Raw genomic sequence first — 25,235 nt, forward strand, 5'->3', positions numbered from 1 at the left:
TGCGGTCAGCCTAACGTCGCGGTCGCCCCGGCGCGCGGGCTTGCGCGCGGACGGGCTGTCAGGGAAGGCGGGGCCGCGCTCGTCCCACGAGGCCGGCGCGCTGGAGGACAAGATACATCTGACATCCCAGGCAAAGCCCGAAGACGGCGTTCAGGAACGCGGCGACGAACGCGGCCGCCGCGGCGGCGGTGAGGCCCCACGGAACCCCGGCGAGCTGCAGGAGGAGACCGGTGAGACTCACGACGAGACCGACGCCCTGGGCGAATCGAGGAGGCCGCGGATCTTCGCGCTCCGCCGGCGGTGACAGGCGCGGCGCGATCACCGTGCGGAAGAGGACGCCCCAGGGAGCGGTGCGCGGCGAGAGCACGCCCCACAGGAAGAGGAAGGCGATGGCGCCGAGGAGCAGGAACGCCGGATCCTGCATCCGCTCGGACACACTCGCCGCCGGCAGCGCGGCCGACGAGGCGAGACCCGTCAGCGCGAGGAAGACGTCCACGAGAAGCAGGAGCGAGGTGATCCCCGCGGCGACGCGCGGACCCCGAGGGTCGATCCCGTGCGCCGGCGAGCGCTCAGGCATGGGCGGTCGCTCCGGTCAGACGCGTCAGCTCGAGGTCGAGCACCTCGCGTCCGGGGACGCCGCCGAGGCGGGTGCGGATCACGCCGTCACGGTCCAGCACCAGCGTCGTCGGCGTCTGCAGGACGTGGAAGTGGCGCGCGATGTCGGGCCGATGCGTCAGGTCGACATCGAGGTGGAGGACGCCGGGGTGCGCCGCGGCCGTCTGGGCCAGCATCCGGTGCACGCCGGGGCACCGCGTGCACATCTCGGTGGAGAACTGCAGGAGTGTCGCGGATTCGCCGAGCGACTCCGCGCCGAGGCGCCGGGGGTCGACGACCTCGTGCGACACGTCGCGGCGGACGCGCTTCGGACGCCGCTGGATGTACGCGCCGACGCCGGCGGTCGCCCCGACCAGGACGACGAGACCGATGAGCGCACTGAGGGTGTCCACGACAGGAGATCGTATCCCGGCCGGAGAGGGTCGCGGCGTCTGTGGCGGGAGATGACGCCGGGGTATCGTGACCGATGTGACCACGCCGATTCCGACGCCCTATGAAGATCTCCTCCGCGACGTCCTCGACAACGGCACGCACAAGGACGACCGGACGGGGACGGGCACCACCAGCGTCTTCGGTCGTCAGATCCGTTTCGACCTGTCCCGGGGTTTCCCGCTCATCACGACCAAGCGCGTGCATTTCCGCTCGATCGCGTACGAGCTCCTCTGGTTCCTCCGCGGGGAATCGAACGTCCGTTGGCTGCAGGATGCCGGAGTGACGATCTGGGACGAGTGGGCGGACGCCGACGGCGAGCTCGGCCCCGTCTACGGCGTGCAGTGGCGCTCCTGGCCCACCCGCGACGGGGGATCGATCGATCAGATCAACGACGTCGTCGAGAAGATCCGCACCGATCCGGACTCGCGCCGGCTGGTGGTGTCGGCGTGGAACCCGGCCGACATCCCGGACATGGCCTTGGCACCCTGTCACGCGCTCTTCCAGTTCGCCGTCGCGGACGGGAAGCTGTCGTGCCAGCTGTATCAGCGCAGCGCGGACATGTTCCTCGGGGTCCCCTTCAACATCGCCTCCTACGCGCTGCTCACCACGATGATCGCCCAGCAGACCGACCTCGAGGTCGGCGACTTCGTCTGGACGGGCGGAGACTGCCACATCTACGACAACCATCGCGAGCAGGTGCGCGAGCAGCTGAGCCGCGAGGCGTATCCGCTGCCGACGCTGCGCCTGGACCGCCGGCCCGCGTCGATCCTCGACTACCGCTACGAGGACTTCGTCGTGGAGGGCTACCGGCACCATCCGGCGATCCGCGGTGCGGTGGCCGTGTGAGCGACCCGTCCGCCCCGCGACCGCGCCTGGGACTGATCTGGGCGGAGGCCCGCGACCGCGTCATCGGCGACGCGGGAGGAATGCCGTGGCACGTCCCGGAGGATCTCGCCCGGTTCCGCCGGCTGACCACCGGGCATCCCGTCGTCATGGGCCGTCGCACATGGGAGTCCTTCCCGGAGCGCTTCCGTCCCCTTCCCTCGAGGACGAACATCGTCCTGACCGGAGACCGGGCGTTCTCGGCCGAGGGGGCCGTCGTCGCTTCGTCGATCGATGCCGCGCTCGCCGCGGCGGCGTCCGCGCCGGGGTCCGACCTCGTCTGGATCATCGGCGGGGGCAGGCTGTACCGGGACACGATCGCGCGGGCCGATCTGCTCGAGGTCACCGAGCTCGACCTCGCCGTGGCCGGAGACACCCGGGCGCCCGAGCGGACCGGCTGGGCGCCGGTCGTCGCCGACCCCGAGACCGGCTGGCACACCTCGTCGGGCGGAGTCCGGTACCGCTTCCTGACCCTACGACGGGAGGGCTGACATGCCGACCGCACTGATCACGGGCGCGAGCTCGGGCCTCGGCGCCGAATACGCCCGGCGGCTGGCGGCGCGCGGTGCCGACGTCGTGCTCGTCGCGCGCGACGGTGCCGCCCTCAACGCGCTCGCGGTCGACATCCGATCCCGGTTCGGAGTCCACGTCGAGGTGATCGTCGCAGACCTCCTCGACGCGGGAGCGCGCGCGGCCGTCGAGGACCGCCTGCGTGCGACGGAGGCGCCCGTCGAGGTGCTCGTCAACAACGCGGGGTTCGGTCTCCCCCTGGACTTCGAGCGGAACGACATCGAGGCGGAGGCCGCCCACCTGGCCCTGCACGTGGAGGTTCCGATGCGTCTGATGCACGCCGCTCTCGAGGGCATGTGCGCGCGCGGGCGGGGGCGCATCCTCAACATCGCCTCGGTCGCCGCCTTCATCCCGCGGTCCACCTACGGCGCCGCCAAGGGGTGGCTCGTCAGCTTCAGTCGCTGGGCGAACGCGAGATACGCCGCGCGCGGGGTCACCGTCACGGCGGTGTGCCCGGGGTTCACGCACACCGACTTCCATCGCCGCATGGGCCTGGAGGCGGGCGCCGAGGGCGTTCCCGCGGGCCTGTGGCTGAATGCGCCGTTCGTCGTCGACGCCTCGTTGCGCGACGCCGCGCGCGGGCGGGCGGTCAGCATCCCGTCGCTCCGATACCGGCTTCTGGTCGCGCTGACACGGGTCGTCCCGCCGACGATCGCGGCCCGCGTCGGCGAGCAGGGTCGCTGAGAGGGACGTGCGGGCCGGGTGAACCCCGATACCCTGAGAGCATGACGCATTCGGGCAACCCCTTCGGACAGGTGCTCGTCGCGCTGGTCACCCCGATGACCGCCGACGGCGAGGTCGACTGGCCCGCGGTCGAGAAGCACATCGACGACGTCATCAGCGCCGGCGCCGACGGCATCGTCGTCACCGGCACCACGGGGGAGACCTCCACGCTGACGGATGCCGAGAAGCTGCGCCTCGTCGAGGTGGGCAAGGACGTCGCGGCGGGACGCGCCGCGATCATCACCGGCGGCGGTTCGAACGAGACCGCCCACGCCATCGAGCTCTACAAGGCCAGCGAGCGCGCCGGTGCCGACGGCATCATGATCGTCACGCCCTACTACAACAAGCCGACGCAGGCCGGGATCCTGACCCACTTCCGTCTCGTCGCGGATGCCACCGACCTCCCGGTCATCCTCTACGACATCCCCGGTCGCACCGGCGTCCCCATCCGCTACGAGACGGTCCTGCGTCTGGCCAAGCACCCCAACATCCTCGCCATCAAGGACGCCAAGGGCGATTTCAGCGAGGTCAGCCGCGTGCTGAACCAGACCGACCTGATGTACTTCTCCGGTGACGACGCCAACGTGCTGCCGCACCTGTCGATCGGGGCGACCGGCCTCATCGGCGTGACGGCGAACATCGCCCCGCAGCCGTACCGCGAGATCGTCGACGCGGTGAACCGCGGCGACCTGCAGGCGGCCACCGCCGCGCATCGCGGACTCGAGCCCCTGGTGCGCGCGGTCATGACCCACGTGCCCGGCACCGTGTCGGCGAAGTACATCCTCCACGGTCTCGGCCGCATCGGGAGTCCTCGCGTGCGCCTGCCCCTGGTCGGACCCGAGGAATGGGAGGCCGCCGTCATCGAAGACGAGCTCGCCCTCGTCCGCGACGTCCCCGGGGTCGATTTCTCCAACTTCCGTCCCGACCGCAACGCCGCCGCCGGCGGCGCCCTCCCCAGGGTGTCGGGCACCACCAGATGAAAGCCTTCGCGCCGGCGGACGCGGAGTGAATGAGGGGATGCTGCGGCATCCCGAGGAGGCGAACGCATGCCCACCACCGTTTACGACCCGCCCGCGCTTCCCGAGGGCACCCTGCGGGTGTTCCCGCTCGGCGGCCTCGGCGAAGTCGGCCGGAACATGACCGTCTTCGAGTACGCCGGGAAGCTGCTCATCATCGACTGCGGCGTGCTCTTCCCGGAGGAGCACCAGCCCGGCGTCGACCTGATCCTCCCCGACTTCGAGCCCATCCGGCACCGGCTGGACGACGTCGTCGGGGTCGTCCTGACCCACGGGCACGAGGACCACATCGGCGCCGTCCCGTATCTGTTGAAGATCAAGAACGACATCCCCATCGTCGGCTCCGGTCTCACGCTCGCGCTCACCGAGGCCAAGCTGAAGGAGCACCGCGTGCGGCCCTACAGCCTCACGGTGCGGGAGGGGCAGATCGAGCAGCTCGGGCCGTTCGAGCTCGAGTTCATCGCGGTGAACCACTCGATCCCCGACGCGCTCGCCGTCGCCGTCCGCACCCCCGCGGGCGTGGTCCTGGCCACCGGCGATTTCAAGATGGATCAGCTGCCGTTGGACGGCCGCCTGACGGATCTGCGCGCCTTCTCGCGCCTCGGCGAGGAGGGCGTCGACCTCTTCCTCGTCGACTCGACCAACGCCGACGTGCCGGGGTTCACCCCGCTGGAGCGCGAGATCGGTCCCGTCCTCGAGCAGGTGATCGCCCGCGCTCCGCGCCGCGTCATCGTGGCGAGCTTCTCCAGCCACGTGCACCGCGTGCAGCAGGTCCTCGACGCCGCTCATGCCCACGGCCGCCGCGTGGCGCTCCTCGGGCGCAGCATGGTCCGGAACATGGGGATCGCGGCCGACCTCGGCTACCTCACCGTTCCCGAGGGCGTGCTGATCGACTACAAGAAGGCGCGCGACCTCCCCGACGACAGGATCGTGTACATGTCCACCGGCTCGCAGGGCGAGCCGATGGCGGTGCTGTCGCGGATGGCGAACCTCGATCACGAGATCGAACCTGGTCCGGGCGACACCGTCATCCTCGCCTCGAGCCAGATTCCCGGCAACGAGAACGCGATCTACCGTGTCATCGACGGCCTCACCAAGCTCGGGGCGAACGTCGTGCACAAGGGCAACGCCAAGGTGCACGTCTCCGGGCACGCCGCAGCGGGGGAGCTGCTGTACTGCTACAACATCCTCAAGCCCCGCAACGTCCTCCCCGTCCACGGCGAGTACCGGCACCTGATGGCCAACGCGCGGCTCGCCCAGGACACCGGCATCCCTGCCGAGCGGACGATCCTCGCCGAGAACGGCACGGTCGTGGACCTCAAGGACGGTCACGCGCAGGTGGTGGGTCAGCTCGACATCGGATTCGTCTACGTCGACGGGTCCACCGTGGGAGAGATCACCGACGCCGATCTGAAGGACCGCCGGATCCTCGGCGAGGAGGGGTTCATCTCCGTCATCGTCGTGGTGGACGCCGCCACCGGCAAGGTCGTGTCGGGGCCCGAGATCCACGCGCGCGGCTTCGCCGAGGACGACAAGGTCTTCGACGGCGTCAAGCCGAAGATCGCCGCGGCGCTCGCCGAGGCGGCGCAGTCGGGAGTGCGCGACAGCCACGCGCTCTCCCAGGTCGTGCGTCGCACCATCGGCCGCTGGGTCAACCAGAGCCTCCGCCGGCGGCCCATGATCGTGCCCCTCGTGATCGAGGCCTGAGCCCCCGGGGGATCACGCCATGGCCGAGAGCTTCCGCATCCGCCCCGCCGTGCAGGCGGACGGCGGATTCCTCGGCGACATGGTGGTGGAGGCGGCGAACTGGCGCGGTGGGGGAGCACGGCCGCGACACGAGGTGATCTCGTCTGCGGAGCACAGCCGCTACCTCACGGGATGGATGCGGCCGGGCGACACCGGCTTCGTCGCGGAGGATCTCCGCGGCGAGCCGATCGGTGCGACCTGGTACCGGATGCTGCCGCGCAGCGAGCCGGGGTTCGGGTGGGTCGGCACCGGGGTGCCGGAGCTCATCATCGGGGTCCGACCCATCTGGCGCGCGCACGGCGTCGGGCGGGCACTGCTGCAGCGCCTCTGCGAGACCGCCCGCGCGAAGGGCTTCGCCCGGTTGAGCCTCAGCGTCGAGCGGGACAACTTCGCCGTCACCCTCTACCGCAGCGAAGGGTTCGCGGTGACGCAGAGCGGTCTCGGTCGGGACACGATGGTCAAGCGCCTGCGCTGACCCGCGCGAAGCGCCGCGTGGTTGCCCGCGGTTGTCGACGCGGCGGCTTACCGTGGGGGGATGCCCAAGAGCTCCGCCGCGCCCACGAGAGGACGCGCCTCCTCCCGCTCCTCGTCCTCGCGCGCTTCGAAGCCCGAGCCGGCGCCGAAGCGCTACGTCGACGACGTCGACCGTCCACCGATCGCCGTCCGGGCCTGGCTCGGCGTCGCGCACGCCGTGGGCGGGCTCTTCCGCGCGTTCGGGCCCGAGACGCTCGAGAAGGACCAGCGCCGTGACGGGTTCCCGCTGCTGCTCGTGCTGCTCGCCGTGCTCGGCGCGGTGGTCGAGTGGTTCCTCATCGGCACCGAGGCCGCGCGTCTCATCAGCGCCTACTCGGTCGGCGCCCTCGTCGGGCGCGAGGCGTTCATCCTCCCGGTCCTCCTCCTCCTCCTCGCGGGGTGGATGTTCCGGCATCCGTCGTCGGTGCACGACAACGGGCGCATCGGGATCGGATTCGGTCTGTTCGTCCTCGCCGTCGCCGGATTCTGCCATGTCGCCGGTGGTCGTCCGCAGCCGAGCGCGGGACTGCCCGCCCTCAGCGAAGCGGGCGGCCTCTTCGGCTGGATGATCGCCGAACCGCTCGCGCTCGTGCTCACGGACGTGGGCGCCTACATCGTGCTCGGCATCCTCGCCACGCTCAGCCTCCTGATCATCACCAAGACCCCGCCGAACCGCATCGGTCGGCGGTTGGGCGAGCTGTACGCCTGGATGTTCGGCGCCGACCCCGAAGAGGACGCGGAGCGCCGGCGTTCCGCGCGGTCCGCGGCCGACGACGAGACCGACGACGACGCCGATCCCTCTCTGCCGTGGTGGCGTCGCAACCGCACCGGCCGCGAGAAGGATCCGGACGAAGGCCTCGGCACCCACGACCTGACGGCTCTGCTGAACCCCGGAGGCGGGGAGGGCGGATTCGAGCAGGCCATCACCCCACCGGTGCCGCCGCTTCCCCCCGCCCCCGCCGACGCCGTCACCGAGGTCATCGATCCGGCGGTGATGGCCGGCGCATCCCGCGCGGCGCAGCGTTCGGCGACGGGTCTCCGCGACGACGCCGCGTCGGATGCCGGGGAGGACGGTGAGCTCCCCGGACTCGACGGCATCGCGACCCAGGACGAACCCGTCGGCGGAGCGTCCTACCGGCTCCCGTCGGTCGTCGCGCTGGCCGCGGGCACGCCGCACAAGGCGCGCTCCGAGGCCAACGACGCGGTCGTGCGGGCCATCACGAACGTCTTCGAGCAGTTCCAGGTCGACGCGAGGGTCACCGGCTTCTCGCGCGGTCCGACCGTCACCCAGTACGAGATCGAAGTCGGCCACGGAGTGAAGGTCGAGCGCATCACGGCGCTGACGAACAACATCGCCTACGCCGTGGCCTCGAACGAGGTCCGCATCCTCGCCCCGATCCCGGGCAAGAGTGCCATCGGTGTGGAGATCCCGAACTCCGATCGCGAGATCGTGACGCTCGGCGACGTGCTCCGGTCGCAGGCTGCCACGCAGTCCACGCACCCGATGACGATCGGTGTGGGCAAGGACGTCGGCGGCGGCTACATCGTGGCCAACCTCGCCAAGATGCCCCACCTGCTCGTGGCGGGCTCGACGGGTTCCGGCAAGTCGAGCTTCGTGAACTCGATGATCACGAGTCTGCTGATGCGCGCCAAGCCCGCCGACGTGCGCATGGTCCTCATCGACCCGAAGCGCGTGGAACTGAGCTCCTACGCCGGTGTCCCGCACCTCATCACTCCCATCATCACGAACCCCAAGAAGGCCGCCGAGGCGCTCCAGTGGGTCGTGAAGGAGATGGACATGCGGTACGACGACCTCGCGTCGTTCGGATTCCGCCACATCGACGACTTCAACAAGGCCGTCGTGGCGGGCGAGGTGAACCTCCCGCCGGGGAGCGAGCGGGTCCTGAAGCCCTACCCGTACCTCCTCGTCGTCGTCGACGAGCTCGCCGACCTGATGATGGTCGCGCCGCGCGACGTCGAGGACTCGATCGTCCGCATCACCCAGCTCGCCCGAGCGAGCGGCATCCACCTGGTCCTCGCCACCCAGCGACCCTCGGTCGATGTGGTGACGGGTCTCATCAAGGCCAACGTGCCCTCGCGCCTCGCCTTCGCCGTGACCAGCGTCACGGACTCCCGCGTCATCCTGGACCAGCCGGGCGCCGACCGTCTGATCGGGCAGGGCGACGGTCTGTTCCTGCCGATGGGGACGTCCAAGGCGCTGCGCGTGCAGGGCGCCTGGGTCAGCGAGAAGGAGATCGAGGCGGTCGTCGCCCACGTCACGGCGCAGGCCCGACCCGAGTACCGCGCCGACGTCCAGGCGGCGGCGGAGAAGAAGGAGATCGACGCCGACATCGGCGACGACCTCGAGCTCCTCCTCGCGGCGGCCGAGCTCGTCGTCTCCACGCAGTTCGGGTCGACCTCGATGCTGCAGCGGAAGCTGCGGGTCGGGTTCGCGAAGGCCGGGCGCCTGATGGATCTGCTCGAATCCCGCGAGATCGTCGGTCCGTCCGAGGGGTCCAAGGCCCGCGACGTACTCGTCACCGGCGAGCAGCTGCCGTCGGTGCTGGCCCGACTTCGCGGCGACGACGTGCCCGCGGACGCGGACGCCGACCCCTACGGGCCGGACGCGGTCGACGCGCAGTACGACGGCATCCCGGTGGTCGAAGGGGACGAGGGGTCGGAGGACGCATGGAGCCTCACGGGCAGGGACTGATCCGCGCGCGGCGCGGACGATAGGCTCGGCGCGTGACCATACCCCGTCAGCTCCCGAACGTGATCACCGTCGTACGGATCCTCTGTGCGCCGGTGTTCGTCTGGATGCTGCTGGCGGACGGCGGCGACGCGGGGCCGTTGCGCTGGTGGGCCGCCGTCCTGTTCATCGTCGCCATCGCGACCGACGGACTCGACGGCTACCTCGCCCGTCGGCACGAGATCGTCACGGATCTCGGAAAGCTCCTCGATCCGATCGCCGACAAGGTGCTGACCGGCGCGGCCTTCGTGGGGCTGTCGATCCTCGCGGAGCTCCCCTGGTGGATCACCGTCGTCGTCCTCGTCCGCGAGATCGGCATCACCGTCTACCGGTTCATCGTCGTCAGCGACCACGTCCTCGCCGCGGCGTGGATGGGCAAGCTGAAGACGATGGCGCAGGCCGTCGCGCTCTCCCTGGCTCTCCTCCCGCTGTGGACCATCGTGGGAGAGTGGATCTTCTGGCTCAACGGCATCACGATGGCGGTGGCCGTCGTCCTGACGATCGCCAGCGGTATCGACTACATCGTGACCGAGGTGCGCGGGGCGCGTCGTCGCACCCGCTGACCGTGACGGATGGCGCCGAGCTCCTCGCCGCGCTGAGAAGACGCGGGTGGTCGGTGGCGTGCGCGGAGTCCCTCACCGGCGGATTGGTCTGCGCGGAGCTCACGGCGGTCCCGGGCGCCTCCGCCACCGTGCGCGGCGGCGTCGTGGCGTACGCGACGGACTGCAAGGTGTCCGTCCTCGGCGTCGACCCCGCGCTGACCGCTCGTGTGGGCGCCGTGGACCCGGATGTCGCCGACCAGATGGCGGAGGGGGTGCGGCGTCTCTTCGCGGCGGAGGTCGGGATCGCAACCACGGGAGTGGCCGGTCCCGATCCTCAGGACGGCCAGCCCGTCGGCACGGTCCACGTCAGCGTGGCCACGCCCGGCGGCATCGCGCGCCGGCGTCTGGCGCTGAGCGGGACGCGGGAGGAGATCCGCGCGGAGACGGTCCGTTCCGCCGTCCTCCTCGCCGTGGAAGCGGCGGGTCGGGATCCGTGGGAATAGCCGTGTTGCGCCCGCGTTACATTCCGTGATTCCCACCCATTCCCCAGTCGCGGGGGATTAGATTGGCATCGTTCGTGATGTACCGTTGTCCACCCGGACGGCGGCGGAGTCAGCAGTGAGGAGGGGGCCCGAAATGATCCTGGTACGTCAAGAGATCGGCGAAGTCCTTCGCGATCTCCGTCAGCAGAAGGGCCGCACCCTTCGTCAGGTCGCCAGCCGCGCGAGCGTCGCACTCGGATACCTCAGCGAGGTCGAGCGCGGTCAGAAGGAAGCATCCAGCGAGATCCTCGCCGCGGTGGCCGAAGCCCTCGACGTGCCGATCTCGGCGATCATGCGTCAGGTGGGCGACCGCATCTCGGTGCTGGAGGGTCTCCAGACCTTCCCCGACGTCGTTCCCGACGACCTCGTCGCCTCGGTGGACGCCGAACTCTCGCTCCGCTGAACCGAACGATCCTCCGTGCGTCGCAGCGAGTTCGATCGTGCGGTCGACGATGAATTCGGTCCGCAGGGGCGCGTCCTCGTCGACGACCTGATCCTCCCGCCGTGGCAGATGACCGCGCGGGAGGCCTTGAAGATCGGCGAGCCGCCGCGCGCCGTCTGGCTCGCGCTGTGCGCCGAGGCGGACGTCCCCGACGCGCGGCGTCACGGCGTGGGGCGACGCGAACCGAAGCGCTGAATTCGAACGCCGTTTCCCGGCGTGTCATCGAAGAAGTGTTCGACGTCGGCGTATGCTCCTCCACAGCGGGTGTCGTGGGACCGTCTGTCCACCGAACGAGCGGAGCCGGCGACGAATGTCGGAACCCCTCCCTAGCGTGGACAGCGTCGAAGGACACCCCGCCTTGTCGCAGCATCCCTCCCGTCGGGAGGGGGCGCGACAGCCTACAGGCGACGGATCACCAGCAGAAGGAGCACGTCATGCCCTCACCCGTTGACCGCGAGAAGGCCCTCGAATCGGCCCTCGCCCAGATCGACCGGCAGTTCGGAAAGGGCTCGGTCATGCGACTGGGCAGCGACGAGCGTGCTCCGGTCGAAGTGGTGCCGACCGGATCGATCGCGCTGGATGTCGCCCTCGGCATCGGCGGGCTCCCGCGCGGCCGCATCATCGAGATCTACGGCCCGGAATCCTCCGGTAAGACGACGTTGACCCTCCACGCGATCGCCAACGTCCAGCGCGCCGGCGGGATCGCCGCCTTCATCGATGCCGAGCACGCCCTCGACCCCGACTACGCCCAGAAGCTGGGCGTCGACATCGACGCGCTTCTCGTCTCCCAGCCCGACACCGGTGAGCAGGCCCTCGAGATCGCCGACATGCTCGTCCGATCGGGAGCGATCGATCTCGTCGTCATCGACTCCGTCGCGGCGCTCGTGCCCAAGGCCGAGATCGAAGGCGAGATGGGCGACTCGCACGTCGGTCTGCAGGCGCGTCTGATGTCTCAGGCGCTGCGAAAGCTGACCGGTGGTCTGAACCAGACGAACACCACGATGATCTTCATCAACCAGCTGCGCGAGAAGATCGGTGTCTTCTTCGGCTCTCCCGAGACGACCGCCGGTGGCAAGGCGCTGAAGTTCTACGCCTCCGTCCGCCTCGACATCCGTCGTATCGAGACGCTGAAGGACGGCACGGAGGCGGTGGGAAACCGCACGCGCGTGAAGGTCGTGAAGAACAAGATGGCGCCGCCTTTCAAGCAGGCGGAGTTCGACATCCTGTACGGCGTCGGGATCTCGCGCGAGGGAAGCCTGATCGACTTCGGTGTCGAGCATGCGATCGTCAAGAAGTCCGGTGCCTGGTACACCTACGACGGGGAGCAGTTGGGGCAGGGCAAGGAGAACGCCCGCAACTTCCTTCTCAAGAACCCGGAGACGGCCGCCGACATCGAGTCGAAGATCAAGGACAAGCTCGGAATCGGCGGTGCGCGGTCGGACGGGCCGGTGTCCGACGAGCTCGCCGCGCGTCGTCCCGCGTGACGCGCGCCCACGTGACGGTCGCGAGGATCCGATGACGGAACAACCTCACAGCGGTGCCGGGTCGGCGGCGGAACCCGCCGACCTGGCGCCGGTGATCTCGCTCTTCGGACACCGCGAGCGGACCGCGGACGATGTCGTCGCCGCGCAGGAGACCCCGTCGTGGCACCCTGCATGGGTCGCTGATCCTCCCGAACGGGCCGAAGACGACGATGAAGCGGTGGAAGCCGCAGAGCGGGCGTTGATCAAGCGGCTCCGTACGCGACAGCTCTCCTGCCGCGAGGCACGCGGGTTCCTGTCGGAACAGGAGATCGCGGACGACGCGATCGACCGGATCATGGACGTCTGCGTCGCCCGCGGCTATCTCGACGACATGCGCCTGGCAGAGCAGATCATGCACGTCGGTGTGGATCGCAAGAAGCAGGGCCGTCGCGCGATCAGTCAGGCGATGAGCGCCCGCGGTCTCCCGCGCGAGGTGGTCGACGAGGCGATGACGGTCCTGGACGAGGACGACGAGCTCGAGCGCGCGCAGGAGTTCGCACGCACGAAAGCGCGATCGCTGCAGAACGTCGAACGGGACGCCGCGCTTCGCCGCCTCATGGGACAGCTCGCACGCCGCGGGTTCAGCGGGGCGGTCGTCGGCACTGCGGCACGCGCCGCGCTGGACGAGCTCGCGTCACCGCGGAAGGTGCGTTTCCTGGAGAGCTGACGCGGAGGCGCCCGGTCTCCGCGGGGTGTGCCAGACTCGATCCGACCCGCGGGAGGGGTACATGGCGATTCGCGTCGAGGGGCTGAGCAAGAGCTACCGCGCTGTCCGCGCCGTCGACGACATCTCCTTCAGCGTCGGGGCGGGCGAGGTCTTCGCCTTCCTCGGCAGCAACGGAGCGGGGAAGTCGACGACCATCGCGTGTCTGACCACGCTGAAGCCGTTCGACAGCGGTTCCGTCGTCGTGGCGGGACATGACGTGCGGTCGGAGTCCCGACGCGCGCGGCAGGCGATCGGCGTGGTGTTCCAGGCGTCGATCCTGGACGCCGAGCTCACGGTGCGGGAGAACCTCACGCTTCGCGCGCGGCTCGCGCATCTGTCCCGTGCGAGCGCCCAGCAGCGCATCGCCGAGCTGTCCGCGCTGCTCGAACTCGAGGAGTTCCTCGATCGCAGATACGGCCGGCTGTCCGGTGGGCAGAAGCGCCGCGCCGACATCGCGCGCGCACTCCTGCACGAGCCGGAGATCCTCTTCCTGGACGAGCCGACGGCGGGCCTCGATCCCGCGAGCCGCACCTCGGTCTGGGCCACCATCCAGACCCTTCGTCGTCAGCGAGGGCTCACCGTGTTCCTCACCACCCACTACATGGAGGAGACCGAGGAGGCGGATCGCGTGTGCGTCATCGACCACGGTCGGATCGTCGCCGAGGGCACCCCGACCCAGCTGCGCGCGCTGCACAGCCGGAGTGTCCTGCGCATCACCTCGACGGCGCCGCGCCGACTCGCGGCGCTGGCGGGCGCCCGCGGTCTCGAGGTCGAGCAGGACGGCGATGTCAGCGTCCTCGCGGTACCGGGGGCCGCGGAGGCGATGGAGATCCTCCGCGCGCACGAGGGGGACGTCACCGACTTCGAGTTCCGTCACGGGCGGATGGACGACGTCTTCCTCGCCCTCACCGGCCGCTCGGGTACCGCCGACGGGGAGGATCGTTCGTGAGCATCGTCGGGGCCCTCGTCGGGCGGAACCTCCGGGTCTTCTTCCGGGACCGGATGAACGTCTTCTTCTCCCTCCTGAGCGGGCTGATCCTGTTCGTCCTGTACACCCTCTTCCTGGCCCGGCTGCAGACCGACGGCCTGGAACAGCAGTTCCCCCAGGCGACCCCCGAGGAGGTGACGGCCTTCATCAACACCTGGATGTTCGCCGGCATCATCCTCCTCACGACCATCACCACCGGGCTCGGCGCGCTTTCCGCCCTCGTCGAGGACGGCCAGACCGGACGCTTCGGGGATTTCCTCGTCGCGCCGATCCGTCGCAGCGACATCGTGCTGGGCTATCTCCTCGCGGCGATCGCGGTGGCGCTGATCATGTCGTCGATCGTGCTCATCGTGAGCCTGCTGTATCTGGGACTGGTCGACGGCACCTGGCTGGGGCTCGAAGAGATCGGCGCTCTGGTCGCAGTGATGGTGCTGTGCTGCACGGCGTTCACCGCGCTGTCCGCCTTCGCGGCGTCGTTCGTCCGCAGCACGAGCGCGTTCTCCGCGCTGTCGACTGTGGTCGGAACGGCGATCGGCTTCATCGCGGGCGCGTACATTCCCGTGGGGTCCCTGCCGGCGTCCGTCGTGGACGTCATCAACGTGCTCCCGTTCTCACAGGCGGCGATGCTGCTGCGGCGGCCCTTCACCGAGGACTCCCTCGCCGTGCTCGCCGACGGCAACAGCACCGCAGGCGACAGCCTGCGGGAGTTCTACGGGGTGGATCTCTTCGTCGGCGAGACGCAGCTGACCGTCGGCATCGCGATCGCCGTCCTCGTGGTCGTGGCGGTCGGATTCACGGCACTGGCGGCGGCGCGCATCCGCGCCGTCGTGCGCTGAGCCCGCCGGCCGCGGCGCCTCGCGACGCCCTCAGCTGCGGATCGTAGAATATCGGCCATCATGTCTTCCCCTTCCTCCGCGCCGACCGTCATCGCGCCGTCGCCCGCGGCCCGCGCCGCAGACGGCCGCATCCGCACCTACGAAGTACGCACCTTCGGCTGTCAGATGAACGTCCATGATTCCGAGCGCCTGTCGGGTTCGCTCGAGAGCGCGGGCTACGTCCGTGCGGACGCCGGCAGCGAGGCCGACGTGATCGTGATCAACACCTGCGCGGTCCGCGACAACGCCGCCGGCAAGCTCTACGGAACGCTCGGGCACCTCAAGTCGCGCAAAGACAAGCAAGAGGGGATGCAGATCGCCGTCGGCGGCTGCATGGCGCAGATGGACAAGGATGCCGTCCTCGACAAGGCTCCCTGGGTGGACGTCGTCTTCGGCACACACAACATGGGCTCTCTCCCCAGCCTGCTCGAGCGTGCGCGGCACAACCAGGCGGCGGAGCTGGAGATCCTCGAGGCTCTGGACGTGTTCCCCTCGACGCTTCCGACCAAGCGCGACTCCGTGCACAGCGGCTGGGTGTCGATCTCGGTGGGATGCAACAACACCTGCACGTTCTGCATCGTGCCGAGTCTGCGCGGCAAGGAGAAGGATCGGCGTCCGGGCGACATCCTGAATGAGATCCGTCTCCTCGTCGAGGACGGTGCGGTGGAGGTGACGCTGCTCGGGCAGAACGTCAACTCCTACGGAGTCGAGTTCGGCGACCGGCACGCCTTCGGGAAGCTGCTGCGGGCTGCGGGGGAGATCCCCGGACTCGAGCGAATCCGGTTCACCAGCCCGCACCCGGCGGCGTTCACCGACGACGTGATCGACGCGATGGCGGAGACCCCGTCGGTGATGCCGCAGCTGCACATGCCGCTGCAGTCGGGTAGCGACCGGATCCTCAAGGCCATGCGGCGCTCGTACCGCAGTGAGCGGTTCCTCGGCATCCTTGAGCGGGTGCGCGCGCGGATGCCGCACGCGGCGATCTCCACGGACATCATCGTCGGCTTCCCCGGCGAGACGGAGGAGGACTTCCAGGACACCCTGCGCGTCGTCGAGCAGGCGCGATTCGCCAGCGCCTTCACCTTCCAGTATTCAATCCGCGAGGGGACACCGGCGGCGACCATGCCGGACCAGGTCCCCAAGGAGGTCGTCCAGGAACGCTACGAGCGCCTCATCGCGCTGCAGGAGCGGATCTCGCTGGAGGAGAACCAGGCGCAGCTCGGGCGTGAGGTCGAGGTGCTCGTGTCCGCAGGCGAGGGGAAGAAGGATGCTGCGACCCGGCGTCTCACCGGCCGCGCCGAGGACAACCGGCTGGTGCACTTCGAGGTGCCGGAGGGCTCCGAGCTCCCGCGACCCGGCGACGCCGTGCGCGTGGTCATCACCCACGCCGCGCCCTTCCACCTCCTGGCGGACGCGCCTGTCGGCGGTTCCCTGCGGATCCGGCGGACGAGATCCGGCGACGCGTGGGACCGCACGCAGGCGGAGTCCTGCGGCGTGCCGGCGCCCGCCGGTGCTCCGCGCGCGGTGTCGCTCGGCCTTCCCCTGCGCCGCGTCGAGGGGTGATCACCACCGGGGTGCCCGGAACGCGACTCTGGGTGGTCGTCGGAGCCACCGGGACGGGGAAGTCCGCCTTCTCCCTGGACCTCGCCGAAGCGCTCGCACGGACCGGCCCCGCGGCCGAGATCGTGAACGCCGACGCGATGCAGGTGTATCGCGGGATGGACATCGGCACGGCGAAGATCCCCGTCGACGCGCGGCGCGGCGTCCCGCACCACCTCTTCGACGAGCTGGACGTGACCGAGGATGCCGCTGTGGCGTGGTATCAGCCGCGCGCGAGGCAGCTGATCTCGGAGATCTCCGAGCGAGGCCACGACGCGATCCTCGTCGGAGGCTCGGGTCTCTACGTCTCGAGCGTCATCCACGACTTCCGCTTTCCACCTCGCGACGACGCCGCGCGCGCACGATGGGAGGCGGAGCTCGATCGATCCGGTCCGGGCTCGCTGTATGCGCGATTGCGAGATCGCGATCCGGACACGGCCGCGCGGATCGACCCGAAGAACGGACGACGGATCGTCCGTGCGCTGGAGATTCTGGACCAGGGTCAGGCGACCCACGGGGCGAGCCTGCCCGACGCGCCCACCCTGTGGCACGAGGACACGCGCCTCATCGGGCTGTCGAGTCCGAGGGATGAGCTCGTCGCGCGTCTCGACACGCGCGTCCAGCAGATGTGGCGGGACGGCCTCCTCGACGAGGTTCGGGCCCTCCGCGCACACGGATGGGATCGAGGGACGACCGCCCGACGGGCGATCGGCTACGCGCAGGCCGCCGAGGAATTGGACGGACTGCTCACGCGCGACGAGGCGATCGCGCGGACCCAGGCGCTGACCCGTCGTTACGCCCGACGCCAGGTGTCATGGTTCCGGCGCTACGAGGGGCTGCGCTGGCAGGAGCAGGGGGTCGACGCATCCGTCCTCCTCGACGACTCCGGGGCTCACGGGTCGCCCGCCTAGACTGGTGCGCATGCCGCAGACCGTCCCGTTCACCAAAGGCCACGGCACGGGGAACGACTTCGTGATCGTCCCCGATCCGGACGGCGCGCTCCACCTCTCCGACGATCAGGTGGCGGTCCTGTGCGACCGACGATTCGGCATCGGCGGCGACGGCATCCTCCGCGTCGTTCGTGCCCGAAGCCTCGCTGAGGGCGGGGAAGCCGCCGCGGCGGGTGTCGAGTGGTTCATGGACTACCGCAACGCCGACGGCTCTGCGGCGGAGATGTGCGGCAACGGCATCCGCGTTTTCGCCCGTTATCTGGCGGACGTCGGATGGGCCGACCCGGATGCCGGTCCCGTGCGGATCGGCACGCGCGCCGGGATCAAGGCCGTCACGCGTCACGAGCGAGGGTTCGAGGTCGACCTCGGGCCGTGGCGCGTGGAATCCGGAGACGTCCTCGTCCGCGTCCGTGGGGGCGGTGCACCCCGACCGGGTCTCGGGATCGACGTGGGCAACCCCCACGTCGTGGTGGCTCTCCCCGATGAGCGCGAACTCGAGGAGCTCGATCTCACGGCGGTGCCCCAGCTGCACCCGACGCCCCGCCACGGAGCCAACGTCGAGTTCGTCGTCCCCGGTGATCCGCTGGTCCGCGACGGGGTCGGGATGATCCGGATGCGGGTGTTCGAACGGGGAGTGGGAGAGACGCTCAGCTGCGGAACCGGCGTGGCCGCCTCAGCGCTCGCCGTGCGGCACTGGGCGGGCCCGGCGGCCCCGGACCGATGGAACGTGGAGGTTCCGGGCGGTTCCCTGGGCGTCCGGACCGTCGACCTGGACGGCACGCTTCACGTGCTCCTGTCGGGACCGGCCTCCCTGGTCTTCTCGGGGGAGATCTCGCTGGCCTGACTCATCTCGCCGGTCTGGCTCAGGGAGCGCGATGGGCTCCGTCGGCGGTGATCCGTGACGGCGCACGCGCAGCACTCGGAAACCCCGGCTCGTCGCGGCGCGGTGCACGCTGTAGCCGCGCTCGAACGTCGCTGCCAACCAGCGTTGCAGGGAGTCGGAGCCGAGGTTCCGCTGCACCACCAGCCAGGCGTCGGATCGCTCGTCCAAACGCGGGATCCACTTCTCCAGCAGACCGTGCAGCTCGTTCTTCCCGACGCGGATCGGAGGATTCGAGCGGATCGATCGGAACACGATGTCGTCGGGAACATCCTCGGGTCGCACGGCGTTGACGTGGGGGAGTCCGAGGCTCTCCGCATTGCGACGAACCAGATCCAGGGCGCGCTCGTTCACATCGACAGCCCAGATCGTCGCGTGCGGCGACGCCATCGCAAGGGACAGCGATATCGGCCCCCACCCGGAGCCGATGTCGAGCAGGTGTCCCCCCGCGGGGGGAGGGGGCGTGTTCGCCAGGAGCACCGCGGTGCCCGAGTCGACGTGATCGGGGCTGAACACGCCGCCGGCGGTCATGACCTCGACCTCCCGTCCCTGGAGTACCACGCGGATACGCCGCAGGTTCTCCGGACTGGCGGGGGAAGCACTGAAGTAGTGGTCGCTTCCCATGGCTCACGAGCGTAGCGGAGGACGCCGCCTGCGCGGGAGGCTAGAATTCACGGATGCCCGGGCCCCGGCATCCCGGAAGGAACTGATGACGCACCACACCACACCGCCCACCGCCGACGAGCAGCCGGTGGACCCGGTGGATCGCGTGCTGTCGCACGCCGACACCGGATCCGGTGCGCGCGTGTTCGGGAACGCACAGGCGCTCCAGGACGCGTCCACCGCGTACGGTGCGGACAGCGACGGCGATCAGTGGGATCGTGAGGAGCGCGCCGCCCTCCGGCGCGTCCCCGGGCTGTCGACCGAGCTCGAGGACGTCACCGAGGTCGAGTACCGCCAGCTGCGTCTGGAGAACGTCGTCCTGGTGGGTGTGCATCCGCAGGGCGCGACCGAGGACGCCGAGAACTCGCTGCGCGAGCTCGCCGCGTTGGCCGAGACGGCCGGTGCCGTGGTGCTCGACGGCGTGCTGCAGCGGCGGCCGCACCCCGACCCGGCGACGTACGTGGGGCGGGGCAAGGCGGAGGAGCTCCGTGACATCGTCGCCGCCGTCGGCGCCGACACCGTGATCGCCGACACCGAACTCGCCCCGAGCCAGCGGCGTGCCCTCGAGGACGTGGTGAAGGTGAAGGTCATCGACCGCACCACGGTCATCCTCGACATCTTCAGCCAGCACGCCAAGAGTCGAGAGGGCAAAGCCCAGGTCGAGCTCGCCCAGCTCGAGTACCTCCTCCCGCGTCTGCGCGGGTGGGGCGACTCGATGTCACGCCAGGCGGGCGGCCAGGTCGGCGCCGGTGGTGCCGGCATGGGCTCCCGCGGTCCGGGTGAGACGAAGATCGAGCTCGACCGTCGTCGTATCCGCACCCGCATGGCGCAGCTGCGTCGTCAGATCCGCGACTTCGCGCCGGCGCGGGACGCCAAACGCGCCGAGCGCAGGCGCAACACGATTCCGTCGGTCGCGATCGCGGGGTACACCAACGCGGGCAAATCCAGCCTTCTGAACCGGCTCACCAGCGCGGGCGTGCTGGTGGAGAACGCCCTGTTCGCGACGCTCGACGCGACGGTCCGCCGCGCCGAGGCCGAGGACGGTCGGGTGTACACGCTCACGGACACGGTCGGATTCGTGCGGAACCTGCCTCACCAGCTCGTCGAAGCCTTCCGTTCCACGCTCGAAGAGGTGGGACAGGCGGACGTCATCCTCCACGTGGTGGACGGCGCCCATCCCGACCCGGCGGCGCAGCTGGCGACCGTCCGCGATGTCATCGGCGACGTCGGTGCGCGGGATCTTCCCGAGATCGTGGTGTTCAACAAGGCCGATCTCCTGGACGATGACGCCCGTCTCCTGCTGCGCGGTCTGCAGCCGGACGCCGTCTTCGCCTCCTCCCGCACCGGCGAGGGCGTCGCAGAGCTTCGGGCGACGATCGAAGCGGCGCTTCCGCTTCCCGCCGTGGAAGTGCACGCGCTCGTGCCCTACGACCGCGGAGAGCTGGTGTCGGCGATCCACGAGCACGGCATGATCCTCGCCGAGGAGCATCAGGAGCAGGGCACCGCGGTGCACGCGCGCGTCGGCGAGCACCTCGCGGCACGCCTGGCTCCGTTCCTCCGGGACTAGTCCAGCGTCAGCGGGGGGATCCCCGGGGGGACGAAACCGAAGACCCCTCCGAGGAAGGCGAGCTCCGCCTCGAGGGCGCGCTCGATGGTCTCCGCCCGGCGGAATCCGTGCCCCTCGCCGTCGAAGAGCAGGTAGGCGTGGGGCACGCCCGCCGCGGCGAGGGCGTCGCGGACGGCTTCGGACTGCGACGGCGGGACGACGACATCCTCCGTCCCCTGCTCGAGCAGGAGCGGCGTGCGGAAGTCCTCCGGTCGCGTGAGCGGGGACAGCTCGATGTAGCGTGCCTCGGCCTCGGGGAGCGGCCCGACGAGCCCGTCGAGGTACCGGGACTCGAAGTCCTCGGTCTCCGCTGCGAGGAGGCGCAGGTCTGCGACGCCGTAGCGGCTGATCCCCGCGGCGAAGACGTCGGTGCCGGTGACCGCGCGGAGCACGGTCCAGCCGCCGGCCGACCCGCCCGCGATGGCCACGCGGTTCGGGTCGAGACGCCCCTCGGCGGCGAGAGCCCCGACCGCCGCGACGATGTCGTCGACGTCGACGATGCCCCAGGCGCCGCGGAGCCGCTCGCGGTGGGGGCGGCCGTAGCCCGTGGAGCCGCCGTAGTTGACATCGAGCACACCGATGCCGCGGCTGGTCAGGTAGGCGATCTTGCCGGATGCCGCGCCGCCGACGTGCGCGGTCGGACCGCCATGGACGAACACGACGTACGGCGGCGCCGTGCTCCCGTCCGCGCCGTCGCGTGCCGGAACCGGGACGTCGGGATTGGTCGGCGGGAAGTCGAAGGCGTGGACGGGGCCGTGCGGGCCCTCCACCGTGACCTCGCGGGCGGTGGGCGTGAACGCCGCCGGCCAGGGCGGAACGTCGCCGGCGATCCGGACCACGTCCTCGGGGGCGTCGACGTCCACGAGTCGGAGCGCGGGCATGCCGTGGCCCGTCGTGCCGCTGACGAGCACCCGCGTTCCCGCAGCATCCTCGATCGCCGCGGTCGAGGTGACATCCAGCGGAAGACGCCGTGCGCCCCCGTCCGGTGAGAGGAGAACGACCTCGTCGCTCCCGCGGGTGCGCACCGCGACGATCCGGCCGTCGTCGAGAGGGCGGAACCAGCGCGTGCCGAGGACCCAGAGCGGACCCCCGGTGTCGGCGTCGACCGGGGCGACGGAGGTGCGGGTTCCGGTGCGGAGGTCGTGACGCCAGAGGTTCCACCGTCCGTCGGGATCGTCGGAGTAGAGGAGGGTGTCCTCGTCGAGCCACACCGGTTGCACCGGTGAGGATCCGCCTGTGGTGATCGCGCGCGGCTCGTTCCGGGGTGTGCGGATCTCCACGACCCGCACCTCCGCCCGGTCCCAAGGCATGTCGGGGTGGTTCCAGGCGATCCAGGCGATCCGCCCGCCGTCGGGGGAGAGGGCCGGATGGGCGACGAAATCGCTGCCGGCGGCCAGGACGGTCGGCGGGGTGCCGGCCTCGCCGTCCCACGGGATCTCCACGATGTCGCGGCGGACGGGGGTGCCGAGGGTCTCGCGGACGGCGAGGAGCCGCCCGCGCTGGATGCTCAGGCCCCCGAAGCGGACGTCCGGGTCCTCCGCGGTGAGGGCGATCGGTGACGAGCCGGGCGCGAGGATGTAGACCCGCTGGTCGGTCTTCTCCACGAACACGAGGAGATCCTCGTGCGCCGCCCAGGCGCCCCCGCCGTACTCGTGGACGCGCGAGCGGGCGTTCCAGGGTGCGGGCAGGAGTGTGCGGACCTCGCCGCCAGTGCTGCGTGCCCGCACGGCGATGCGGCCACCCTCGTCGGGGAGCGATTCGCCCCACCAGATCTCGTCGCGCGCCGGCCCGGCGAAGCAGGCGCCCTCGAGTCGGGGCGACGAACGGGCGACCGATCGTGCGTCCAGGGGCGAGGGCCATGCGCCCCAGGCGGGGGCGGACGCGGGGGCGGTGTCTTCCGAGGGGGCGGTCACCCCGTCCACGCTAGAGCGAAAACGTCGGAAGCACCGCTACCGGACCGCCTCGACCTCGACCTCCCGGATCTGCACGACCTCGAGGATGAGCGCGACGCCGAGGGTCGTCAGGATCACGGCGACGATGTCGCCGATGCCGAGGGGGCGCAGCGCGAACAGCCACAGGACGGCGCCGGCGGCCAGGAGGACGCGGATGAGGACACGACGTGTTCCGAGCCATCGGCCGACGCGACCGGTGTCCACCCCCCATGCGGCGACGCGGGCGCGCGCGGAGGCGCCGGCACGTCCGCCGGCGGCGCGCAGCGCGCGGGCGGGACCGGAGCGCCCGAGCGTCCACCCGGCGACGGCGACGAGGACACCGAGGAGCGCGAGGACGGCGGCGGAGTGGGCCATCGCCTCGACCATCTGCGCGTAGATCACTTCCAGCGCCGAGGGTGAGAGGCCGGCGTCCTGTGCGACCGCGCCCACCCCGGCGCCGCCGACGGCGAACCCTGCCGCGAGCGAACCGGCGCCGAGTGCCAACGCCACCCCGGTTCCGAGGACGGCGACGCTGCGGCGCCGGGCGAGGAGGATGCCGAGGCCGAAGAGTGCGAGCGTCACGACGGGGAGCCACCATCCGGCCACGGCAGCGGCGGCATAGCCGGTGCGCAGGAGCGTCAGGTTCTGGCCGTCTCCGAGGATGATCACCCGGTCGACGGCGGGGATGAGGGTCGCGACGCCGATCCCGCGATCCTGCAGGTTCCCCTTGACCCGTTCGACCACGGCGCCCAGCTGTATGCCGACCCCGTCGTCGGTGCGGACGACCAGACCGCCCCCGTCGGAGGTGGCCGCGGCGGTCAGCGCGCGATGGGCCGCTCGCGTCGTCGTCGCCCAGACATCGGTGAAGGCGTCGGAGGCCACCACGCGGGTCACCGTGGTCTGCACGAGGCTTTCGAGTCCGGCCGCGGCCGGCTGCTGGAGCAGCTCCAGGGCGGATGCCGCACGCGGGGGGAGACCCAGATCGGTCACGGCCGAGAACACCTCGGCCGTGAGGGCGTCGAAGTCGACCTGGTCGGTGATCGCCTCCATCGTCTCGTCGACGATGAGCGCCTGCACGGCGGGGTCGGTCGACAGCGGCGCGAGCGTCGACACTAACGCGTCCTCGTCGACGAGTTGGACGCGGGTCCAGGCGGACACGATCGACACGGGCACGAGGACCGCGGCGATGATGATGCACACCGCGGAGGCGAGGCTGCGGATCCGACCCCGACCGGATCGCGGTGCGGGCTCGCCGTCACGGCGGACGGACAGGCGTGCGTTCTCCGCTTCCAGCTCGCGGATGCGCGCCTCGAGGGCGGCGTGATCGGAGGACTCCATGGTCATGGGGCCATCATGGTGCACCCGCCACGGTCGGCGTCGGAGGATCACCCCCGGCGGGTGAGCCCCCCGGGGAGTCAGACGCTGCGGAGGACGGCGACGACTTTGCCGAGGACGACGGCGTCGTCGCCGAGGATGGGTTCGAAGGCCGAGTTGCGCGGAAGCAGCCACGTATGGCCGTCCCTCTGGCGGAAGGTCTTCACGGTCGCTTCGCCGTCGAGCATCGCGGCGACGATGTCGCCGTTGTCGGCGCTCGGCTGAGAACGCACGACGACCCAGTCGCCGTCGCAGATGGCGGCGTCGATCATCGACTCCCCGGTGACCTTGAGCATGAACAGGTCGCCCTTGCCGACGAGCTGTCGGGGCAGGGGGAAGATCTCGTCGATCTGCTGGTCGGCGGTGATGGGGACGCCGGCTGCGATGCGGCCCACGAGCGGCACCAGGGCGGCGTCGCCGACCGTGGGGGAGGCGTCCACAGGGCTCTCGGTGGCCGTGCCGGGCAGATCGATGAGCACCTCCATGGCACGGGTCTTCCCGGCGTCGCGGCGGAGGTAGCCGCTGAGTTCGAGCTGGTTCAGCTGGTGCGTGACGCTGGACAGCGACTTCAGCCCCACCGCATCACCGATCTCCCGCATGCTCGGCGGGTACCCGTGGCGGGCGATCGACCGCTGGATGACCTCCAGGATCGCCAGCTGCTTCTCGCTCAGGCTCTTGCGGCGCCGGGTGTGCGGCTTCTGAGATCCGGTGACGTCGCTCATCTCGGCTCCTGTCTCGCCCTGTGTCGCAGAGCGGTCTTCGAATGTCGGAGGTCCGTGGTGTGGTTCCGCTATCGAAACCGTATCCGCACCTTCGGACCTTCTCCGGGATCGGAGGGGCGTGTCGCTTTCGACAGTGTCGGTCCCAACCCGGCATTTGACATCCATCATAGTCGAAGATAGATTCGGAAGAGAAGTTCGCGTGCGGTCCCTCTGGCCGGGGGTCGCATGCGAACTCCCGAACAGAGAACGGCTCCGACCGATCTCAGAGGAGAAGAGCATGACCACCATCGACACCACCTGGTCCGCCCGTCCGATCGCCCCGCGGACGCGGCTCCGATTGACCGCGCGGGGGCGCCGTGCGCTGGCGTTCGTGGTGGCGCTCCCGGTGTCCGCCGCGATGGCGATCGCGGTGATCAGTGGCGGCAGCGCCCTGGCGGGACGCGAGGCCGGCGCGCCGGAGGGCACGTTCTCGGCGGTCGTCGTCGCGCCGGGGGATTCGCTCTGGTCCATCGCCGAGCGCGTCGCGCCGGGCGCGGATCCGCGCGACGTCGTCGACGCCATCGTGCGCCTCAACGCCCTCGACGGCGCCGGCCTGCAGGCGGGTCAGAGTCTCGCCATCCCCGCGGACTACGCGACCGGTCGGTGA

25 protein-coding genes and 1 pseudogene are annotated in these 25,235 nt (G+C 70.4%); 20 read left to right on the forward strand and 6 right to left on the reverse strand.

Annotation, left to right across the window (positions count from 1 at the left end):
* Positions 1–58: 58 nt before the first annotated feature.
* On the reverse strand, positions 59–577 hold the full coding sequence (locus tag LTL01_RS09645) for a DUF4395 domain-containing protein (protein ID WP_053547560.1): 519 nt from the start codon (positions 575–577) through the stop codon (positions 59–61).
* Positions 570–1,007: a TlpA family protein disulfide reductase gene (locus LTL01_RS09650; RefSeq protein ID WP_236968386.1), complete on the reverse strand. Its 438-nt coding sequence runs from the start codon at positions 1,005–1,007 to the stop codon at positions 570–572. Before LTL01_RS09650 ends, LTL01_RS09645 begins: the two co-directional genes overlap by 8 nt.
* A gap of 76 nt (positions 1,008–1,083) precedes the next feature.
* Between LTL01_RS09650 and LTL01_RS09655 the strand changes: the two genes are divergently transcribed.
* The 18 genes from LTL01_RS09655 to dapF all read left to right on the forward strand — a co-directional run bounded on the left by LTL01_RS09655 (position 1,084) and on the right by dapF (position 18,257).
* The gene (locus LTL01_RS09655; protein ID WP_236968387.1) at positions 1,084–1,893 is read left to right on the forward strand and encodes a thymidylate synthase; all 810 of its coding nucleotides are present in this window, start codon (positions 1,084–1,086) and stop codon (positions 1,891–1,893) included.
* Positions 1,890–2,420, forward strand: a complete 531-nt coding sequence (locus LTL01_RS09660; protein ID WP_053547558.1) for a dihydrofolate reductase — start codon at positions 1,890–1,892, stop codon at positions 2,418–2,420. The genes LTL01_RS09655 and LTL01_RS09660 overlap by 4 nt, the downstream gene beginning before the upstream one ends.
* 1 nt (position 2,421) lies before the next feature.
* Positions 2,422–3,183 (forward strand): SDR family NAD(P)-dependent oxidoreductase, encoded by a 762-nt coding sequence (locus LTL01_RS09665; protein ID WP_236968388.1) that lies wholly within the window; start codon positions 2,422–2,424, stop codon positions 3,181–3,183.
* A gap of 41 nt (positions 3,184–3,224) precedes the next feature.
* Positions 3,225–4,202, forward strand: a complete 978-nt coding sequence (gene dapA / locus LTL01_RS09670; RefSeq protein ID WP_236968389.1) for a 4-hydroxy-tetrahydrodipicolinate synthase — start codon at positions 3,225–3,227, stop codon at positions 4,200–4,202.
* A 66-nt stretch (positions 4,203–4,268) separates the two neighbouring features.
* Positions 4,269–5,945, forward strand: a complete 1,677-nt coding sequence (locus LTL01_RS09675) for a ribonuclease J (RefSeq protein WP_236968390.1) — start codon at positions 4,269–4,271, stop codon at positions 5,943–5,945.
* Positions 5,946–5,964: 19 nt separating this feature from the next.
* Positions 5,965–6,459 carry a GNAT family N-acetyltransferase gene (locus LTL01_RS09680; RefSeq protein WP_236968391.1) on the forward strand — a complete coding sequence of 165 codons (495 nt, stop codon included), beginning with the start codon at positions 5,965–5,967 and terminating at the stop codon, positions 6,457–6,459.
* A 60-nt stretch (positions 6,460–6,519) separates the two neighbouring features.
* The gene (locus LTL01_RS09685) at positions 6,520–9,210 is read left to right on the forward strand and encodes an FtsK/SpoIIIE family DNA translocase (RefSeq protein ID WP_236968392.1); all 2,691 of its coding nucleotides are present in this window, start codon (positions 6,520–6,522) and stop codon (positions 9,208–9,210) included.
* A 32-nt stretch (positions 9,211–9,242) separates the two neighbouring features.
* On the forward strand, positions 9,243–9,809 hold the full coding sequence (gene pgsA / locus LTL01_RS09690) for a CDP-diacylglycerol--glycerol-3-phosphate 3-phosphatidyltransferase (RefSeq protein ID WP_236968393.1): 567 nt from the start codon (positions 9,243–9,245) through the stop codon (positions 9,807–9,809).
* A gap of 2 nt (positions 9,810–9,811) precedes the next feature.
* Complete coding sequence (locus LTL01_RS09695; RefSeq protein WP_236968394.1) at positions 9,812–10,291, forward strand: CinA family protein; 480 nt, start codon at positions 9,812–9,814, stop codon at positions 10,289–10,291.
* Between the two features lie 133 nt (positions 10,292–10,424).
* Positions 10,425–10,733, forward strand: a complete 309-nt coding sequence (locus tag LTL01_RS09700; RefSeq protein ID WP_236968395.1) for a helix-turn-helix domain-containing protein — start codon at positions 10,425–10,427, stop codon at positions 10,731–10,733.
* A gap of 15 nt (positions 10,734–10,748) precedes the next feature.
* Positions 10,749–10,967, forward strand: coding sequence for a DUF3046 domain-containing protein (locus LTL01_RS09705; RefSeq protein WP_236968396.1), 219 nt, complete (start codon positions 10,749–10,751; stop codon positions 10,965–10,967).
* A 239-nt stretch (positions 10,968–11,206) separates the two neighbouring features.
* Positions 11,207–12,256 carry a recombinase RecA gene (gene recA / locus LTL01_RS09710; protein WP_236968397.1) on the forward strand — a complete coding sequence of 350 codons (1,050 nt, stop codon included), beginning with the start codon at positions 11,207–11,209 and terminating at the stop codon, positions 12,254–12,256.
* Positions 12,257–12,287: 31 nt separating this feature from the next.
* Positions 12,288–12,962 carry a regulatory protein RecX gene (locus LTL01_RS09715; protein ID WP_236968398.1) on the forward strand — a complete coding sequence of 225 codons (675 nt, stop codon included), beginning with the start codon at positions 12,288–12,290 and terminating at the stop codon, positions 12,960–12,962.
* Between the two features lie 61 nt (positions 12,963–13,023).
* On the forward strand, positions 13,024–13,950 hold the full coding sequence (locus LTL01_RS09720; RefSeq protein ID WP_236968399.1) for an ABC transporter ATP-binding protein: 927 nt from the start codon (positions 13,024–13,026) through the stop codon (positions 13,948–13,950).
* The gene (locus LTL01_RS09725; protein WP_236968400.1) at positions 13,947–14,825 is read left to right on the forward strand and encodes an ABC transporter permease; all 879 of its coding nucleotides are present in this window, start codon (positions 13,947–13,949) and stop codon (positions 14,823–14,825) included. Before LTL01_RS09720 ends, LTL01_RS09725 begins: the two co-directional genes overlap by 4 nt.
* A gap of 60 nt (positions 14,826–14,885) precedes the next feature.
* Entirely contained in the window at positions 14,886–16,427 is a 1,542-nt protein-coding gene (gene miaB, locus LTL01_RS09730; protein ID WP_236968401.1) for a tRNA (N6-isopentenyl adenosine(37)-C2)-methylthiotransferase MiaB, read from the forward strand.
* Positions 16,424–17,374, forward strand: coding sequence for a tRNA (adenosine(37)-N6)-dimethylallyltransferase MiaA (miaA, locus tag LTL01_RS09735; RefSeq protein ID WP_236968402.1), 951 nt, complete (start codon positions 16,424–16,426; stop codon positions 17,372–17,374). The genes miaB and miaA overlap by 4 nt, the downstream gene beginning before the upstream one ends.
* Positions 17,375–17,384: 10 nt before the next feature.
* The gene (dapF, locus tag LTL01_RS09740; protein WP_053547765.1) at positions 17,385–18,257 is read left to right on the forward strand and encodes a diaminopimelate epimerase; all 873 of its coding nucleotides are present in this window, start codon (positions 17,385–17,387) and stop codon (positions 18,255–18,257) included.
* 21 nt (positions 18,258–18,278) lie between these two features.
* Here dapF and LTL01_RS09745 read toward each other — a convergent pair.
* Positions 18,279–18,917 (reverse strand): annotated as a pseudogene (locus LTL01_RS09745) (class I SAM-dependent methyltransferase); the annotation flags it as partial.
* An 85-nt stretch (positions 18,918–19,002) separates the two neighbouring features.
* Here LTL01_RS09745 and hflX point away from each other — a divergent pair.
* The gene (gene hflX / locus LTL01_RS09750) at positions 19,003–20,523 is read left to right on the forward strand and encodes a GTPase HflX (protein WP_236968403.1); all 1,521 of its coding nucleotides are present in this window, start codon (positions 19,003–19,005) and stop codon (positions 20,521–20,523) included.
* On the opposite strand, the gene LTL01_RS09755 is transcribed toward hflX, so the two are convergent.
* The 3 genes from LTL01_RS09755 to lexA form a co-directional block, all read right to left on the reverse strand.
* Positions 20,520–22,475 carry a S9 family peptidase gene (locus tag LTL01_RS09755; RefSeq protein ID WP_236968404.1) on the reverse strand — a complete coding sequence of 652 codons (1,956 nt, stop codon included), beginning with the start codon at positions 22,473–22,475 and terminating at the stop codon, positions 20,520–20,522. The genes hflX and LTL01_RS09755 overlap by 4 nt on opposite strands.
* Before the next feature lie 36 nt (positions 22,476–22,511).
* Complete coding sequence (locus tag LTL01_RS09760) at positions 22,512–23,837, reverse strand: hypothetical protein (protein ID WP_236968405.1); 1,326 nt, start codon at positions 23,835–23,837, stop codon at positions 22,512–22,514.
* Positions 23,838–23,908: 71 nt separating this feature from the next.
* Positions 23,909–24,589, reverse strand: coding sequence for a transcriptional repressor LexA (lexA, locus tag LTL01_RS09765; RefSeq protein WP_053547540.1), 681 nt, complete (start codon positions 24,587–24,589; stop codon positions 23,909–23,911).
* A gap of 277 nt (positions 24,590–24,866) precedes the next feature.
* Here lexA and LTL01_RS09770 point away from each other — a divergent pair, with 277 nt between their 5' ends.
* Positions 24,867–25,235 carry a LysM peptidoglycan-binding domain-containing protein gene (locus LTL01_RS09770; RefSeq protein ID WP_236968406.1) on the forward strand — a complete coding sequence of 123 codons (369 nt, stop codon included), beginning with the start codon at positions 24,867–24,869 and terminating at the stop codon, positions 25,233–25,235.

Origin of the sequence: Microbacterium aurantiacum (assembly GCF_021654035.1) — a bacterium.
GTDB lineage: Bacteria > Actinomycetota > Actinomycetes > Actinomycetales > Microbacteriaceae > Microbacterium > Microbacterium aurantiacum.

Bases quoted from the DNA above. Each gene is read 5' to 3' on its own strand.
- LTL01_RS09665 (WP_236968388.1), top strand. From the start codon at position 2,422: ATGCCGACCGCACTGATCACGGGCGCGAGCTCGGGCCTCGGCGCCGAA.
- LTL01_RS09760 (WP_236968405.1), bottom strand. From the start codon at position 23,837: ATGACCATGGAGTCCTCCGATCACGCCGCCCTCGAGGCGCGCATCCGC.
- LTL01_RS09685 (WP_236968392.1), top strand. From the start codon at position 6,520: ATGCCCAAGAGCTCCGCCGCGCCCACGAGAGGACGCGCCTCCTCCCGC.
- LTL01_RS09715 (WP_236968398.1), top strand. From the start codon at position 12,288: ATGACGGAACAACCTCACAGCGGTGCCGGGTCGGCGGCGGAACCCGCC.
- hflX (WP_236968403.1), top strand. From the start codon at position 19,003: ATGACGCACCACACCACACCGCCCACCGCCGACGAGCAGCCGGTGGAC.
- LTL01_RS09720 (WP_236968399.1), top strand. From the start codon at position 13,024: ATGGCGATTCGCGTCGAGGGGCTGAGCAAGAGCTACCGCGCTGTCCGC.
- lexA (WP_053547540.1), bottom strand. From the start codon at position 24,589: ATGAGCGACGTCACCGGATCTCAGAAGCCGCACACCCGGCGCCGCAAG.
- LTL01_RS09675 (WP_236968390.1), top strand. From the start codon at position 4,269: ATGCCCACCACCGTTTACGACCCGCCCGCGCTTCCCGAGGGCACCCTG.
- recA (WP_236968397.1), top strand. From the start codon at position 11,207: ATGCCCTCACCCGTTGACCGCGAGAAGGCCCTCGAATCGGCCCTCGCC.
- LTL01_RS09680 (WP_236968391.1), top strand. From the start codon at position 5,965: ATGGCCGAGAGCTTCCGCATCCGCCCCGCCGTGCAGGCGGACGGCGGA.
- dapA (WP_236968389.1), top strand. From the start codon at position 3,225: ATGACGCATTCGGGCAACCCCTTCGGACAGGTGCTCGTCGCGCTGGTC.
- LTL01_RS09700 (WP_236968395.1), top strand. From the start codon at position 10,425: ATGATCCTGGTACGTCAAGAGATCGGCGAAGTCCTTCGCGATCTCCGT.
- LTL01_RS09770 (WP_236968406.1), top strand. From the start codon at position 24,867: ATGACCACCATCGACACCACCTGGTCCGCCCGTCCGATCGCCCCGCGG.
- dapF (WP_053547765.1), top strand. From the start codon at position 17,385: ATGCCGCAGACCGTCCCGTTCACCAAAGGCCACGGCACGGGGAACGAC.
- LTL01_RS09645 (WP_053547560.1), bottom strand. From the start codon at position 577: ATGCCTGAGCGCTCGCCGGCGCACGGGATCGACCCTCGGGGTCCGCGC.
- miaB (WP_236968401.1), top strand. From the start codon at position 14,886: ATGTCTTCCCCTTCCTCCGCGCCGACCGTCATCGCGCCGTCGCCCGCG.